The sequence below is a fragment of the Pontibacillus chungwhensis genome (assembly GCF_030166655.1).
Classification (GTDB): Bacteria; Bacillota; Bacilli; order Bacillales; family BH030062; genus Pontibacillus.
This window is the reverse complement of the sequence record NZ_CP126446.1, coordinates 1,680,687-1,695,480: the sequence shown is the minus strand read 5'-3', so window position 1 is coordinate 1,695,480 and position 14,794 is coordinate 1,680,687. Positions and strand designations below refer to the sequence as shown.

Here is a 14,794-nt window from a genome sequence, read left to right as displayed (position 1 = left end):
GAAAGGAGTTTATAAATGGCAATGATTTTATACATAGAAGATGAAAAAGAAATTGGTGAATGGGTGAAAGGTGCACTTGAGGAGAGTGGTCACAATGTTCAATGGTTCACTTCTGGTGAAGGGATTGAAGATCAAATCGGTGAGGCAAGTTTGGTTTTACTCGATGTTATGCTGCCTGGCTTAGATGGGTTTACTATTGGAAAAAGAATAAAAAAACATAACCCGGAACTTCCCATCATGATGCTGACAGCACGATCAGCCGTTGATGACAAAGTATATGGACTCCAGTTTGCTGATGATTACATGGTTAAACCTTTCCATCTAGAAGAGCTCCTGGCCAGAATGGATGTGCTATTTCGCAGATTCGGAGCGAGTTCAAACCAATCTCTTATCCTAGGTGACATCGAAGTCAACTTACATACAAATCAGCTGCTTCATAAACCATCCAACAAAGAAATTATACTATCGGGCAAACAGTATAAGATTTTTTTCTATCTCGTTCAGCACCTGAACCAAATATTAACCAAAGAACAGATTTATGAGGCAATATGGGGAGAACGTTACTTGGACGGTGATAAATCACTAATGGTACATATGCGGCATTTAAGAGAGAAAATCGAAAAAGATCCAAGCCATCCACAAATCGTTCAAACGATACGCGGAATTGGTTACAGGGTGAAAGGATGAAGAAGCAGAAGAAAAAACAAACAAGTTCCTCCCTATTACGTAGATACATATTAATTCTACTGATCGGGATCACCCTTTTTCAAATTACACTACCTCTTTTGTTCGTTGTTTTTGAAGTGGGCTTTAATCAGTTTGGTTGGACGGAACCTAATCATTACAGAGGAGATAAGCTTGAGGCCATGTGGCATGAGCAAGCTGAGGATCTTTCTGTCGAGGAAGTTCCTCAAGCTTTAGAGGAGGTTCATAAGAATTATCCTAATGCCTCTTTATTCTGGATCGATCAACAAGGACGTTTCAAAGACCCTATACAAGTAGAAGAGGGCCTCTACCCTGAAGTATGGAGCGTTCCTCAGACTGTTGAATTTATGAAAGAAAGCTTTGATGGAGACCCATTTACAACCGTAGCTTATATAGGCAGTACCAAAATGGATGGATTTATGGTTTTTCAAATCTCTCGTGAGTACTTAGATTCTCCATTAAGTCGCGTTGAATCCGAATACCGCTTCTGGTTTACAGGGATTGGTTTAGGAAGTATTTTCTTAACGTTTCTCATTCTTTCCTTGCTCTTTTTCCTGCGCCTCAGAAGACGTCTGATACATCTTCAACAAGCCATGACAATGGATGAAGGAGCTATGATTCCAAATCCAGTTGAAGTTAAAAAACGTGATGAAATAGGGCTATTAGAAGAATCATTTAACAATATGGTCTACAAATTAAAAGAAAGTCAAAGGAATGAACAAGAAGAAGAATCGCTAAGGAGAGACTTGATCGCCAACCTTTCTCATGACTTACGCACTCCCTTAACCACACTAAGAGGCCAAATTTATGGTTTACAAAAAGAAGTCACAACTGAGAAAGGAAATCAATTAATTGCATTAGCTGATGGAAAGATTACTTTTTTAGGTGAACTAATTGAGAATTTACAATCCTACACGCTTTTATCTGCACACCGCTTCCCGCATCATCCTAAAGAAATTGAACTCACAGCTTTAACACGTCAATCCTTGGCATCCTGGTACGATACGCTGGAGAATGAGGGATTTCAAATTGATATTCACGTAACGGACCATCCGATGTATACCACTCTTGATCCAACATGGTTCCAACGGATTTTAGACAATGTGATACAAAATGTTTTAAGACATGCGAGTGAAGGAAAATACATTCAATTCACATTAGCTCACAGCGATAATTACGGGCATCTATCTGTGGCTGATCACGGAAAGGGGATGGAACAAAACAGCTCTTCTACTAAAGGTTCGGGCATCGGCTTGACCATTATTTCCCTCATGACACAGAAATCTGATATTGCCTGGGAAATCGAGTCTTCCCCTTCAGGAACCATTCAACACTTTACGTTTCACGTAAACGAAAAAAGGAGCTAATCTTCATTAGCTCCTTTTTTAAGAAATCATTTGTACTTGTATTTTATGTCCTTCTTGGTCTTTAAAACAAAAGGATTCTCCTGGTACTTCCTCTTCTATTTCGACTCCTGACTGTCGAAGAGATTGTAGATCTTCTTCAAGGTTTGTGGATCCTAGTGTGAACGGATGTTCAATGACGTTATGAAGGTCACTTGGAATCTCTACAAGTGTGATCCCAAGATGATCAAGCGTTAATGCACGCATTTCCCCATACATTGGAGTGTCAAATGAAAAATCATATAACTGCTCTGCTTTTAGATGGGTCTTATACCAAAGAGATGCATCCTCTAAGCTTCTTACCGGGAGAAAGTACCCTCCTAGTTTTGTAACAGGATGGGCGGCTTTGGCATCCTCTTCCCAGCCGACTATTCCAATCTGAATGTTATTCGGATCGGTTACCTCATAACAAAGCATATCAAAAAAGTCATCAATATCTGTTAACTTGGCTCCTTTTAAGAATAAGTCTCTATGTAAGTGCTGAGGTTCGTACACATTAATATTAAAAGGGCTGAACGGGTATTCTTGTGTCACTTTACTTTCATAAAAAACTAAATCGGCACCTTCGGCAAATGAAATGGTCACTTCCCCTTGATCGCCTTTAGCCTCTAGTTGTAAATGATTTTTGTACCATTCTTTCGTCTCCTTCAAGTCTTTACACGGTATCCTTATTGAGTTAAGTTGTTTTATTGCCATACTATTCACCTCTCCAGTTTCTTACCCGTTTCTAAACAAGATAAACCATCTAAACTTCCTTGTTTAATTAACTGAATTTTATAACAATTATACACCCTTCTAAGAGAAATGAAAACCATTCTAAATGAATCGTATATAAAAGCTCGCATTTGAAAAACTATAACTGGAGGTGTTTAAACTGGAGCATATTAAAGCACTCGGGATTAAATGGGTCATCTTAATTGCAGCTGTCTTCCCTATATACGGCGTGATTGCTGGAGCTTCCTTAATCAATGTGTTCCTTATTACTTTTGTATTACTGGGAATCACGTATGTGATAGGAGATTTATTTATATTAAGACGCTTTGGTCTACTCGTTACCTCCGTTGCCGATCTCGCTTTAACATTTTCGATTCTTTACCTTTTCGGCAATGTAATCAACGGCATTACGACTCAAACCGTACTCCCTGCCATTGCAGGAGCTGGGTTTATTGTGACTTTTGAGACATTTTTTCATATTTATATGGAAAACCGTGTATTGCACCTTGGATCTCACGTGTATGACAGACGTCGCCAACTACTCGTTCCTAAAAAGTTACGCGTAGAGGCATCAGAGGAACTATTCCCCTATGAAGCACAAAGAAAAGAAGCTCAAAAAGAAGATACCCATCACCCTGAAGAATAAAATGGCAGCCAGATCATTCTGGCTGCTTCTTTTTAATTGCTATTGAATTCATTTCCATACTCTAAATGGTATGCTTCTTCGTTTGTAAAACTTCTTTCCCCTTTATTGATCGCTTCTATCTTCTGTGTTCTCGTGGATTCTTTATCATTTATCTTACGCTCATAAGGAGAGACAAATCCTTGTTCATTGAACTGTGAATAAGACTTCATCCATTCTGTAAGGACCACCCCTTTTCCTTTATATAAATCCGCTTCATTATTGGAGGTAAACGTGTAGTGCTGGTCCACCACAATCGTAAGCCCCTCTGTGGTGAAGATCACTTCAACGGGGATATTGGTATTGCCTACAGAAGGTTTCTGATCATGCGTAATAGCGGTATATGAATAGGAAATGTCGTCTTCTATTTCTGGAAGCCAATACGATTCTTCTACTTCCTCTGCCAGTTGCGGGCCACTTGAGATGTGGGAACGGTGAATACAAGAATCTACGATATGCTTAAAGGTAAAAGCCTTGTCTTCTACAAAATCGATATAGGGTTGAATCCATAGGCTAGGGTTAAGTAATAGAGCTTCGGCTTCACTAATAATCATATAAGAAAGTTGACCCGTACTCGGTCGAATAAATTGATAGACCTCTCCTCCGTCCGAAAGTTCTCCCACTTGTATAGATTCTACATACCTTCCCCAATCCTGCATGCCTCCTTTTACGTAGAGGAGGTCGAGGTCATATTCCTGTTCTATTCTCTCAGCTTCTTCTATAGATGTCTTCTGATCTTCACCTATATAGATATATTCTGCCTCTTTGTCTTTCAAGCGCTCTATTGTAATCTCGCCTTTATGTAAAACCTTCACCGGAAAAGCCAACTCTTCTGAATAATCATGGTGACGTCCATCAATTATTATAATGTTTTGCTGTTGTTTTAACCTTTTGAATAGTTGGTGCGATGGTATTGAGTGAGCCATATCATCCCTCCACGCTCATTTTTTCCTTCTTATTGTGGCAAACCTTCACATTCCTATACCTCGAGATACATATGTTTCCCAACTTATCTAAGTTTAAAAGACAAATTATTTTAGGGGATTCCATAAAAAAGGCGGGAATCTAAACGATTCCCGCCCTTAATCATCTATTCAGTTCAACAGCTGTGACTTATTTGTCTACGCTACCTTCCCAAGCTAGCATACCGCCATCCATATTGATCACATTATATCCGTTTTCTTCTAAGAAAGCTGTTGCTTTTCCGCTACGACCACCGGAACGACAAACCATTACATACTCCTTGTCCTTATCCAGCTCATCTTTACGCTCATCTAGAGATCCTAAAGGAATATGCTTTGCTCCTGGAATTTTTCCTTCTTCTACTTCCTCAGGTTCACGAACATCAACAATGTTAATGTTTTCGCCACCTTCTACTTTTTTACGAACTTCTTCTGGTGTGATATTTTTCATAATTAATTCCTCCTTAAGATTATTTCCAGGCGTTCAAACCGCCACGAATGTTTGTAATGTGAGTAAATCCTTGCTTTTTTAAAACTCGAGCTGCAGCCATACTGCGCGTTCCACTTTGACAAAGTAAAACGACTTCTTTTGACTGATCTAACTGGCTCGACTGTGCCTTCAAGGACTGAAGAGGAAGATTGGTAAACCCTCTTATCTGATTTCTATTATACTCCCCAGGGGTACGTACATCAACAAATTGACTTTGCTTTTTCTTACTTTTCAATTTATCCTGAGCTTGCGCTGGAGAGATTTGTTCAACACCCTTAGGTGGTATGATCGTTTTACTTATGAAGTATACCGCTACAGCAATCAATAATACTGTAATAATTGTATCCAAGTGATCCTCCCCTTCGCTCTTTTTAACCCCTATGGGTATATTCTAATAGGAGGGGGAGTATTCGTCAATCCCTTTCTTATTTCGTTGCTACGATATAGTATACTTCATCATTCAAGTGACCCACCTCTACATCAAAGCCTTCTTCAGCTACCCGTTCAGCCAGCTCGTTGGAGGCGATACGGTGATCTTTAGGCGGACCTTGCTCTCCGTCAACCTTTTCCCAATCTAAGATCAGAAGACGGCTATGTTCCATTAGAATTCGATGAATTTCACGAAGTGTCTGATGTAAATCGGGTACCTCATGCAAAACAAAAGCCGTTACTGCACGGTGAAATGAAGCATCAGGAAGATTCAAAGCATCTAGGCTGCTTTTCATACGTTCAACATTGGTAATGCCTTCTCCTTCAGCTCTAGATGCTAACAGTTCTAGCATTTCAAATTGAAGGTCGACGGCGGTTACCCGATCCTTGGTCTCTTTCGCAATCGGTAGTGTTAAATACCCATTCCCAGCTCCCAAATCGGCTACCTTCTCTTCACCTGTTAATTGAAGGAGCTCCAACACTCTCTCTACTGGAACTGTGTTTTGTCGACTTGGATCTACCAGTTTCTCCGCTTTTTTTGGATCAAATACCTCTCCTGCCATTATTATGCACTCCTTTATCTATTTACAATCGATTTTAAGTCGTTACTTATGTAGTTTTACCAAATTTTAAGCGAACCTAAACATGAACCAAACGATCAAAGCCAAAATGAAAAAGGATAAATCCCAACGGATTTATCCCTTACCTATTAAAGTCTATTTTTCCTTCGCAGTCTCTTTCTCACAGATTTGCTTATTATCATAATGTAGAACATGACAGGTGCAGCTACGAAGGTAACGGCCTGGTCTGTTATCAGATTTTGAGAATATAAAAGCATTAACGTTGCTAAAATGGTCAAAGCACCTAAATCAATCCATTCATACCACTTCATCTTGCTCACCCATTTTTTATTTATGGTATGTGAGCTTTTGGATTTTGGTACTACTATCCTCTACTAACTGCTTTCTTAGCCGAAACTGCCGCAAAGGTAATCGTAATCGCACATGCAATGGTAATGGCAATGAACCCCTTCGCAATATCCCAGAACTGCCACCCATCAATTAAAACCGTTCGCATACTTTCAAAGATATACGTGGTCGGATTAATCGTAGCAGCAACTTTTAACCAGGATGATTCAATTAATTCATAAGGGACAAATGTTGTACTCAGAAAGATTAACGGGAAAAAGATAAGAGTACCTGCCTGGGCGGCTTGAGCATTTTTGGTTTTCAAAGCAATGCCAGCTGAATACCCAGCAAAAGCTAACCCCCAACCTACTGCTAAGAGGAGAACGACCAGAACACCTAAAAACCCAGTTGCTACTTCAAGCCCCATGATAAAGGCTACAATTAAGATCAGGATCGTTTGCACAAATAATTGCAACATGCCAGCAATAATAGGACCAAGCACAATCGAAAGTCTTGAGGCTGGTGTGAGTAATAAGCGTGAGAAGAAGCCATTTTCAATATCTTTTACAATACCCTGGCCGGCTCCCCCCGCCCCTCCAATGGCAGCTGACACTACGGAAACAGGTAAAATAAAGGCCAAATAATTTGCTCCCTCGAAAGCCGGTAGCTGTGAAATGCCACTCAGTCCGCTTTCATAGACTAATAAAAAGAACGTTGAAATAAGTAAATTAGGTATAAAAGAAAAGGGGCTCCGGAGAGTCGTGAGTACACTACGCTTAGATAAAACCCATATATCCTTAACTAATCCATTACCCATGTTCAACCTCTCCTCTCTTTTTCTCTCCTTCAGCTGTGATTTTAAGGAAAATATCATCTAGAGTAGGAGAATTTACATTAATGGACTGTACGGTTATCTCTTCCTGGTCTAAAACCCGTACTACCTCCATCAATCGTTTCGTTCCGTCCTGAACATACATATTTAATTCTGCCGCCCTTCGGACCAGGTCAGCATCTGGCATGTGGTGCTTAATGGCCTTTTCTGCTTCATTCGCTTCATTGTCCCCTGCAAACGTCATCGCAATGATATCGTTCCCTATTTGAGCTTTTAACTCTTGCGGTGTCCCTGTAGCTACAATCTCTCCATCATCAATAATTGAAATGCGATCGGCCAATGTATCTGCTTCTTCTAAGTATTGTGTGGTTAGAAAAATAGTCGTTCCTTCTTCTTTATTCAGACGCTCTAAATAATCCCAAATGCTCTTCCTATTTGAAGGATCAAGTCCTGTGGTGGGTTCATCGAGAAACAGAATCTTAGGTTTATTCACAAGCGTTAAGGCAAGATCTAGTCTCCTCCTCATCCCTCCTGAGTAATTGCCACAAATCCGATCGGCCGCTTCAACGAGCTGCACTACTTCTAGTAGTTCATCTGTCCTTGATTTTGATTCCTGTTTGGTAAATCCGAAGATTCTACATTGCAGCTCCAACATTTCTCTACCTGTTAAACTGGGATCAATTCCTGTTTCCTGTAAAGCTACCCCGATATGTTCACGCACCCCTTTTGGATTTGTAAGAACATCTTGTTCAGCAACATACACCTTACCAGCTGACGGGGAGATTAAAGTGGTAACGATCTGGACCGTTGTTGATTTACCTGCTCCATTTGGTCCTAAAAAGGCAAAGAATTCCCCTTCTTCCACAGAAAAGCTAACATCCTTCACAGCTTTTACATTGCCTTTCTTAAAGGTTTTAGATAGATGTTCAACATAAATCGTTCCTTTTACCATATCCATGAACCCCTTTCCTGACTTAAGTACTATATTCCCTTTCCAATACTTCTTTCCTTCTTTTTTTATCATTACACAAATGAATGCTCTATGAATTATGGTTGTAACGTTTAGAAGGAAAAATAAAGGGGTAAGTTTACCTTAATAGGTGATAGATAGAAAGGATTGACTGAATATGGAAAGCGCATTCCAACTGTTTATATACTTAGCTGTAATCATGAACAGCTTAATCGGCATAATCAGCTTTAAGAAAAGCCAACATCTTTTCGTACTGTACACAGGTTTTATTGCAATTGCGTTAAGTATGGCTTTAGCTTGGACATTCGGACCGCTTGTCTTCGCAATCGGTACCATTCAAGTATTCTATGGGATTATTCACATTCAATCTCAAAAAGCAACAGAATAGAAAAGGGTGCCCATTTTTGGACACCCAACCCCTTAATTATTTAGACTTTCTTACTCGCTTCTCAATAAACCAACATAAATCCTCTACGGTTTTAAAGTATTGAAACTCTTCTCCATAAGGAACTTCATCTAGCCCATTCCCTGGTAAATCCCAATAATTCATTAGTTCACCGAAAGATGATCTAAATCGGTCACTCTCCCCTTGAAACACATATGATAGCGGTGTTTTTGTATTTATATTTTCCACCGGTTTCTCATATTCTTTTTGTAGGTTTTCATTCACATATTTCACTACGGTTAAATAGATTTCGTAAATGACTCCCTTATTCCCTGCAGATTTCTTTAAATCTTTTCTCGCTCGTCTAGTTTCAAAATCGATCAATTCCCCCATTAGTAATCCTCACCTTTATTTAGAACTAAGCAAAAGTGTAAGTGTACAGTTTCCCTGACAAGCGTCTGAACTATAACAACTCCTCTACAATGATTAGACAATAATCCTACGAATCCTGAAAGTATAAGCAAATGTTAATGTTATTTCGATAAAACGATAGTGTTCTGGTACTTAGCTTTTAGAAGAGGGTACTGAGTGAAGAATCTGCAGATGGTTGTTTCCAGGGGAAAAACGGAAACGCTGTCTGTAAGGGAAGTAATAAAGAGGATTCTACTATTATCCTAACACAAACCCAGGATACTTTTAACTACTATATCATTAGTTTCCTATTTTATGTAACCCGTCTAAGGATAATATTTGTGTTTTCTTAATATAGATTTTAAAATTATTCAAAAAATAAATTTTTACACTTATTGGGTGGATTCCATTAAAGCATCAAACAAATTTTTTGAAGTGTTCATTCCTAAAGATGTACTATAAATGTAAAATGTTAAACTTGAAGGAGTTCTAAATCATGAATCAAACAATCCATACGCTTCTTAACCATCGTTCAATCCGATCCTTTACAAATGAAGTGTTAACTGAAGACCAAATAAACACTATTGTAGAAGCAGCTCAGATGGCTTCAACGTCCAGCTACATGCAAGCTTACACCATCATAGGTGTGACAGATCCAGAGAAAAAGCAAGAGTTGGCGGAAATAACAGGTCAATCGTATGTAAAAGATAACGGACATTTGTTTATATTCTGCGCTGACTTGTACCGCCATGGCATACTAGCCTCCGACCTACAGAAGCAAGATATGCTACCAAACATTGAGAATACAGAACATTTTCTCGTTTCTGCGGTAGACGCTTCACTAGCTGCCCAAAATGCAGCGGTTGCATCTGAATCTATGGGGCTTGGTATGTGCTACATTGGAAGCATTCGAAATAACATTAAGCGCGTTGATCAGCTATTACAATTGCCAGAACACGTTATACCATTATTCGGCATGGTGGTTGGCTATCCTGACAAACAGCCAGAACAAAAACCTCGTCTTCCTAAACGCGCGGTTTATCATGTAAATGAATATAATAAAAACCAAACAGAAGAGCTTCGTTCTTTTGACCATACTATTCAAGACTACTATAAGAGCCGGAAGCAAAATTCACGCCTCGACTCTTGGACCGATCAGATGATTCGTCGTTTTAGCCACCCCATGCGAATGGATGTTAATGAATTTGTGCAATCCAAGGGGATGAACAAACGTTAATCTGCTCTTCTATCTATTTCAACGGGTTTGATACAATAGGGGAAAACGATTAAAGGTAGGATAAGATGGATCAACTTATAGATGAAATTAGGCAAGCTCAACGCATTACTGTTTTAACAGGAGCTGGTGTTAGTACAGCAAGTGGAATCCCCGATTTCCGCTCCTCTAATGGCATATGGACAGAAGATGGATCAAGGGAATATTACATGTCCTCTGACTATTTTAGGCACGACCCTCAAGATTTTTGGACAAAGTACAAGGATATTTTCCAACTTAAACTTCTGGGTTCCTATCACCCAAATGAGGTGCATCGATTTCTCTCCAATTTAGAAACACTGGGGAAAGAAGTTACGGTGATTACGCAAAATGTAGACGGGCTCCATCAAAGAGCCGGCTCCTCTAAGGTCATTGAATACCACGGTTCTCTAACCACTTCCACTTGTCCTGCATGTGGGAGCATCTATGACGCGGACTATATAAACAGTTCTCAGGTCCCCATTTGCGAAAGGGAGACGTGCCAAACGGTATTGAAACCAGATATCGTGCTATTTGGAGACGCCATCACTGAGCATGATCGGGCAGAAGCCATTATTGACAAGGCCGACCTTGTTCTCGTGCTTGGAACATCTCTACTTGTCATGCCGTTTAATTTCTTACCAGAGTATGCTTGGACTAGGAAAATTCCTACAGCACTTATAAATAGAGAAGCCACTCCAAAAGATCGCTTATTTCATTATGTGATTCATAATGACCTAATCGATGTTATCCAACACTTTGAAGATCAAATTATAAAAAACCAGCCGCTTAAATAAGCGGCTGGTTTTTCAACTTTAACATAGCCTTCTAGCTAAGAAGCATCTTTCGCCATGTCAAACTTCTTAATAAGCGGCTTAATAGTAAGCCCTTGAACGACTAGGGAGAAGAGAACAACAGAGAATGTGAGAAGAAGCACTTCTTCTCTACCGTCAAAATCTGCAGGGAGACTTAAGGCTAAAGCGATCGATAAACTTCCTCGGAGGCCTCCCCAATTTAAAAGAAAACGTTCTTTCTGACTAAGATGAGAAATATAGCTTGTTGCGGTGTATAGGGCAATCGAACGTCCAATAAGCACAATGAGAATGGCTAAGACTATAATGCCCCACATGCCTGTAAAATCAATTTCTCGAATTTCAATCCCAACCATTAAAAAGATAATCGAATTAGCCAAGAGAGTAATGGTATCCCAAAAGGTGTTAATATTAACTCTCGTTTCTTCTGACATCCCCACTTTCTTTCCATAGCTTCCGAATAATAATCCACCAATCACAACAGCAATAACTCCTGATACGTTAAAGTGCTCTGCAATGAAATAACTACCGAAGAATAAAAGCATGGAAAATGCAATTTCAAGTGGATAGTCATCAAATATGCGTATAACTTGTGAAAAGATGAATCCAATTACTAAACCAACTAGCGCTCCCCCGATCGCAAACTTTAAGAATAAGAAGACACCCTCTCCAATTCCTGCAGCTCCCATATCCATATATGTGAGCAGGTAAATCGATGAAATTTTAAAGAGAACGACAGCAATCCCATCATTAAATAAGGACTCACCTTCCATGATGGTCGACATTTTTTCAGGTACACCAAGTTCCTTAAAAATAGAGATTACGCTTATTGGGTCTGTAGCACTCATTAAAGCTGCAAAAGTAAAAGCGACAACAATCGGTAATCCTAACAAGAAATATACACTAAAACCTATCACTATAAATGAAATAAAGGTCCCTAAAAAAGCCAGAGATAAAACCGTTTTCTTCAATCGAAACAGATGATGAAATGGCATTTTCAATGTAGCATCACCTAATAAGATAGGTAAGAAAAGGGAAATGATAATGGCTTGAAACACTTCAGATTGTGTTATGTACGACTCCGCTTCTTCAATAATAGGGATTTCTGTCATCCCTAATAATACTCCCACTAGTACTAAAGCAATTGAATAGGGTTCTTTAATCAGTTTTGCAATTCCAATCACCGTAATTGAAATAGCAAGTAATACTAAAATTTGAATAAATACTTCATGAAACCCGTGCATTGACGTAGCCTCCATCCACTTCTATTTGATTCTAATGTTATGATTAGCTTTACCTTACTCGGAAATCTGATGCACACTCCTTACAAGAATACCCTCTTTACCATTGTCCATAACTTTCCTGTCCTCATTTATAAAGAAATACTTGGTCTAGTCACAGAAAATCGGCTGATCCTACTAGAATCAGCCGAATACATTACGGTTGGAGAATTAATGGTTCTCCTTTTGGTGTAGTTAAGCTTGTTTCGTGATAATCACCCTTCACCCAGTCTTCCCGTTGGTCATGGTACCAAGGACTTCTGAAATGTCCGGATTGCCCTGGGCCTACGATATGAGAGCCTTTCGTAAAATCAGAACCATCCAATACAAAACGCCAGGAAGCTCCGTGATTGACGATACCCGTTTCTTCATTATAGCTTGCAGCCATCACCGTCACCCTACTTCCGCCTACTGGAATAGGATCCTCACTATTAAAGAATCGGTCTAGAAAACTTATAGAGGATAATGGATGTTTAAATGCCACCTGGTGATAGTGCCCCCATTCCCACTCGTCTATTTTCTCACCATATTGTTCCGTTAAAGAACGGACGGTTTCCTGAAATGTTTCTTGAACTAACACCTCCATTCCTCCTTGCTCCTCAACCCACTTTACATTCTTTCCCTTATGAGCTTTCCGCAATAACTCATCCGTTGTTTGGCCTTTCCCTTTAAACAATGGATCCATGGATTCAGGAAGATCCTCGTATAGTCGGTCTGTTAGGGTCTTCATCCACGTGTGAAAGAGAAGAGGTTGAGATTGCTTTGCATCATCTACGAAGTCCCAAGCCTGGAGCCGTTCCACAGCTTCTTTCTCTCTCGTTGAAAGATTGTCAGTATTCATATATTCCATAAACATCGGCACAAACTCTTTGGCTTGCAGATTCATTTGATCCATTTGAAGCTTTTTCATATCTTCTGCGGTTGCATTTTTTGTCTTTTCAAGTACTTCTTCAATACGCTTATAACGGTAGGGTTGTGCCCAATTATTAGATAGATGATAAGGGTACTCTTCTCCTATCACTTTATTGTTGGCAGTCGCAATAAATCCTTTATCCGGATTGATGACTGTTGGCAATTCGTCAAATGGGATGAACCCATTCCAATCATTCTCTTTCTCCCATCCCTCTAATGGCAATAAGGCATCTTCACCCTCTTTATAGATCGGGATTTTGCCATTGGCTTTATATGCAATGGTCCCATCCTTACTGGCAAAGACAAAATTCTGAGCCGGTACTAGAAACTTCTCTAGACCTTTTTCAAATTCTCCCCAGTTTGAAGCTTTGTTCATAAGAAGAATGGCCTCTAGCTCTGTGGAAGAATCGAGCGCTGTCCACCTTAGGGATAAAACGGTATCTTTTCCACTCTCTTCAGCAAACTCAGAGATGATCGGACCATGTCTCGTTTCAACCACCTTATACTGAATTGAGTCTTTATCTTTGATATCAATCGTTTCCTTATAGATGGTCGCCTTTTCGTATTTCCCTTCATATAAAAACTCATTTTCATCTTTTGGGTTTCGCTTTTCAAGATAAAGCTGCTGGACATCCGGTCCTGTGTTGGTAACTCCCCATGCAATGTCTTGGTTATGTCCTAAAATAATACCAGGAATACCGGCAAAAATGACGCCACTCACTTGATACTCAGGTGAATCAAGCACCATCTGTAACCAGATAGACGGGGTAGCAAGGCCCAAATGAGGGTCATCAGCGAGCAGAGGGGAACCAGACGCTGTTCGTTCTCCGCTCACAACCCAGTTATTGCTTCCATTAAAGGCATGCGGAATGACAGCACCTTCAAAACTTGAAGCGATATCAAGTTCATCACTTTTAATAATCGTTGGAGCCTTTTCCGGATAGGTTGAAAACAATTCAAGAGCCTGATCCTCCGGATAATGTTGTAGCAAATAATAGTGAAAGGCCTGTCTCTCCCAATGTCCTCCAAGATCAAACGCCATATATTTTCCTATCGTTAGTGAATCAATAGGCGTCCAAAGTTCCGGCGCTCCTCCAAGCAGAGTGAATTCGATCGGTAGCGCTTTTTCATTCTTTGCTTGTTCTATATAAGCATTCACCCCTTCTGCATACCACTCCATCACTTGCTTAGCTTCTTCCGTGTATGCTTGATACGACTTTTCGGCAGCCCTTCTCAGTCCCAATGTTCTAAAATATTTATCCTGGTTTAATGCATCTTCACCAGCCACTTCACTTAGTCTTCCGGAGGCTTGTCTCCTTGCCATATCCATTTGAAACAAACGATCTTGTGCCTGGACATATCCTTGAGCCATGAAAAGATCCTGCGTGTTGTTTGCTTCAATATGAGGCACACCACTCTTATCCCGGGTTACATACACAGTATCTTTTAAACCAGGTACCGAAATGCTTCCCTCAGTTTGAGGTAAACTCCGGTTTATGTAACCGTTTACAAAAATAAGCACCCCAATCCCTATACCAAGGAGAAGAACAAGAAGGATCAAACAAACTTTCTGCCATCTTTTTAAAGATTTCTTTCTCTTCTGTTCTGACACAACTTCCATTTCCCATACCCCCTCTTTATACCTAT

Annotated in this window: 16 protein-coding genes; 6 read left to right on the top strand and 10 right to left on the bottom strand. The window is 39.9% G+C overall.

Annotated features, from left to right (window positions below; translation table 11 throughout):
- The first annotated feature begins 15 nt into the window (after positions 1 to 15).
- Together QNI29_RS08800 and QNI29_RS08795 are read left to right on the top strand one after the other, a co-directional pair.
- Positions 16 to 687 carry a response regulator transcription factor gene (locus tag QNI29_RS08800; protein ID WP_231416121.1) on the top strand — a complete coding sequence of 224 codons (672 nt, stop codon included), beginning with the start codon at positions 16 to 18 and terminating at the stop codon, positions 685 to 687.
- Entirely contained in the window at positions 684 to 2,072 is a 1,389-nt protein-coding gene (locus QNI29_RS08795) for a HAMP domain-containing sensor histidine kinase (protein ID WP_231416119.1), read from the top strand. Before QNI29_RS08800 ends, QNI29_RS08795 begins: the two co-directional genes overlap by 4 nt.
- Positions 2,073 to 2,090: 18 nt before the next feature.
- On the opposite strand, the gene QNI29_RS08790 is transcribed toward QNI29_RS08795, so the two are convergent.
- The gene (locus QNI29_RS08790) at positions 2,091 to 2,804 is read right to left on the bottom strand and encodes a VOC family protein (RefSeq protein WP_231416118.1); all 714 of its coding nucleotides are present in this window, start codon (positions 2,802 to 2,804) and stop codon (positions 2,091 to 2,093) included.
- 169 nt (positions 2,805 to 2,973) lie between these two features.
- Between QNI29_RS08790 and QNI29_RS08785 the strand changes: the two genes are divergently transcribed.
- Positions 2,974 to 3,468, top strand: coding sequence for a DUF2512 family protein (locus QNI29_RS08785; protein ID WP_231416116.1), 495 nt, complete (start codon positions 2,974 to 2,976; stop codon positions 3,466 to 3,468).
- Between the two features lie 32 nt (positions 3,469 to 3,500).
- Here QNI29_RS08785 and QNI29_RS08780 read toward each other — a convergent pair whose 3' ends face one another.
- From QNI29_RS08780 to QNI29_RS08755, 6 genes are all read right to left on the bottom strand, one after another.
- Positions 3,501 to 4,430, bottom strand: a complete 930-nt coding sequence (locus QNI29_RS08780; protein ID WP_231416115.1) for an MBL fold metallo-hydrolase — start codon at positions 4,428 to 4,430, stop codon at positions 3,501 to 3,503.
- 187 nt (positions 4,431 to 4,617) lie between these two features.
- Positions 4,618 to 4,917, bottom strand: a complete 300-nt coding sequence (locus QNI29_RS08775) for a rhodanese-like domain-containing protein (RefSeq protein ID WP_231416113.1) — start codon at positions 4,915 to 4,917, stop codon at positions 4,618 to 4,620.
- 19 nt (positions 4,918 to 4,936) lie between these two features.
- Positions 4,937 to 5,305 (bottom strand): rhodanese-like domain-containing protein, encoded by a 369-nt coding sequence (locus QNI29_RS08770; RefSeq protein ID WP_231416111.1) that lies wholly within the window; start codon positions 5,303 to 5,305, stop codon positions 4,937 to 4,939.
- 76 nt (positions 5,306 to 5,381) lie between these two features.
- Positions 5,382 to 5,948, bottom strand: coding sequence for a class I SAM-dependent methyltransferase (locus tag QNI29_RS08765; protein WP_231416110.1), 567 nt, complete (start codon positions 5,946 to 5,948; stop codon positions 5,382 to 5,384).
- Between the two features lie 382 nt (positions 5,949 to 6,330).
- Positions 6,331 to 7,110 carry an ABC transporter permease gene (locus QNI29_RS08760; protein WP_231416108.1) on the bottom strand — a complete coding sequence of 260 codons (780 nt, stop codon included), beginning with the start codon at positions 7,108 to 7,110 and terminating at the stop codon, positions 6,331 to 6,333.
- The gene (locus tag QNI29_RS08755) at positions 7,103 to 8,083 is read right to left on the bottom strand and encodes an ATP-binding cassette domain-containing protein (protein ID WP_231416107.1); all 981 of its coding nucleotides are present in this window, start codon (positions 8,081 to 8,083) and stop codon (positions 7,103 to 7,105) included. The genes QNI29_RS08760 and QNI29_RS08755 overlap by 8 nt, the downstream gene beginning before the upstream one ends.
- A 169-nt stretch (positions 8,084 to 8,252) precedes the next feature.
- Here QNI29_RS08755 and QNI29_RS08750 point away from each other — a divergent pair, with 169 nt between their 5' ends.
- Entirely contained in the window at positions 8,253 to 8,483 is a 231-nt protein-coding gene (locus QNI29_RS08750) for a hypothetical protein (RefSeq protein WP_231416105.1), read from the top strand.
- A gap of 36 nt (positions 8,484 to 8,519) precedes the next feature.
- On the opposite strand, the gene QNI29_RS08745 is transcribed toward QNI29_RS08750, so the two are convergent.
- A complete protein-coding gene (locus tag QNI29_RS08745) occupies positions 8,520 to 8,873 on the bottom strand; it encodes a hypothetical protein (RefSeq protein WP_231416104.1) in 354 nt (117 codons plus the stop codon).
- A 514-nt stretch (positions 8,874 to 9,387) separates the two neighbouring features.
- Here QNI29_RS08745 and nfsA point away from each other — a divergent pair.
- Both nfsA and QNI29_RS08735 read left to right on the top strand, forming a co-directional pair.
- Complete coding sequence (gene nfsA / locus QNI29_RS08740; RefSeq protein ID WP_231416102.1) at positions 9,388 to 10,128, top strand: oxygen-insensitive NADPH nitroreductase; 741 nt, start codon at positions 9,388 to 9,390, stop codon at positions 10,126 to 10,128.
- A gap of 65 nt (positions 10,129 to 10,193) precedes the next feature.
- Complete coding sequence (locus tag QNI29_RS08735; protein ID WP_231416100.1) at positions 10,194 to 10,940, top strand: NAD-dependent protein deacylase; 747 nt, start codon at positions 10,194 to 10,196, stop codon at positions 10,938 to 10,940.
- Positions 10,941 to 10,975: 35 nt separating this feature from the next.
- On the opposite strand, the gene QNI29_RS08730 is transcribed toward QNI29_RS08735, so the two are convergent.
- Positions 10,976 to 12,199, bottom strand: a complete 1,224-nt coding sequence (locus QNI29_RS08730; RefSeq protein WP_231416099.1) for a cation:proton antiporter — start codon at positions 12,197 to 12,199, stop codon at positions 10,976 to 10,978.
- A 193-nt stretch (positions 12,200 to 12,392) separates the two neighbouring features.
- Positions 12,393 to 14,768, bottom strand: coding sequence for a penicillin acylase family protein (locus tag QNI29_RS08725; RefSeq protein ID WP_231416097.1), 2,376 nt, complete (start codon positions 14,766 to 14,768; stop codon positions 12,393 to 12,395).
- Positions 14,769 to 14,794 lie beyond the last annotated feature (26 nt).

What these genes read in the sequence shown, in the direction of transcription:
- QNI29_RS08800 (WP_231416121.1), top strand. Translation starts at nt 16, where the DNA reads ATGGCAATGATTTTATACATAGAAGATGAAAAAGAAATTGGTGAATGG.
- QNI29_RS08795 (WP_231416119.1), top strand. Translation starts at nt 684, where the DNA reads ATGAAGAAGCAGAAGAAAAAACAAACAAGTTCCTCCCTATTACGTAGA.
- QNI29_RS08790 (WP_231416118.1), bottom strand. Translation starts at nt 2,804, where the DNA reads ATGGCAATAAAACAACTTAACTCAATAAGGATACCGTGTAAAGACTTG.
- QNI29_RS08780 (WP_231416115.1), bottom strand. Translation starts at nt 4,430, where the DNA reads ATGGCTCACTCAATACCATCGCACCAACTATTCAAAAGGTTAAAACAA.
- QNI29_RS08775 (WP_231416113.1), bottom strand. Translation starts at nt 4,917, where the DNA reads ATGAAAAATATCACACCAGAAGAAGTTCGTAAAAAAGTAGAAGGTGGC.
- QNI29_RS08765 (WP_231416110.1), bottom strand. Translation starts at nt 5,948, where the DNA reads ATGGCAGGAGAGGTATTTGATCCAAAAAAAGCGGAGAAACTGGTAGAT.
- QNI29_RS08760 (WP_231416108.1), bottom strand. Translation starts at nt 7,110, where the DNA reads ATGGGTAATGGATTAGTTAAGGATATATGGGTTTTATCTAAGCGTAGT.
- QNI29_RS08755 (WP_231416107.1), bottom strand. Translation starts at nt 8,083, where the DNA reads ATGGATATGGTAAAAGGAACGATTTATGTTGAACATCTATCTAAAACC.
- QNI29_RS08750 (WP_231416105.1), top strand. Translation starts at nt 8,253, where the DNA reads ATGGAAAGCGCATTCCAACTGTTTATATACTTAGCTGTAATCATGAAC.
- QNI29_RS08745 (WP_231416104.1), bottom strand. Translation starts at nt 8,873, where the DNA reads ATGGGGGAATTGATCGATTTTGAAACTAGACGAGCGAGAAAAGATTTA.
- nfsA (WP_231416102.1), top strand. Translation starts at nt 9,388, where the DNA reads ATGAATCAAACAATCCATACGCTTCTTAACCATCGTTCAATCCGATCC.
- QNI29_RS08735 (WP_231416100.1), top strand. Translation starts at nt 10,194, where the DNA reads ATGGATCAACTTATAGATGAAATTAGGCAAGCTCAACGCATTACTGTT.
- QNI29_RS08730 (WP_231416099.1), bottom strand. Translation starts at nt 12,199, where the DNA reads ATGCACGGGTTTCATGAAGTATTTATTCAAATTTTAGTATTACTTGCT.
- QNI29_RS08725 (WP_231416097.1), bottom strand. Translation starts at nt 14,768, where the DNA reads ATGGAAGTTGTGTCAGAACAGAAGAGAAAGAAATCTTTAAAAAGATGG.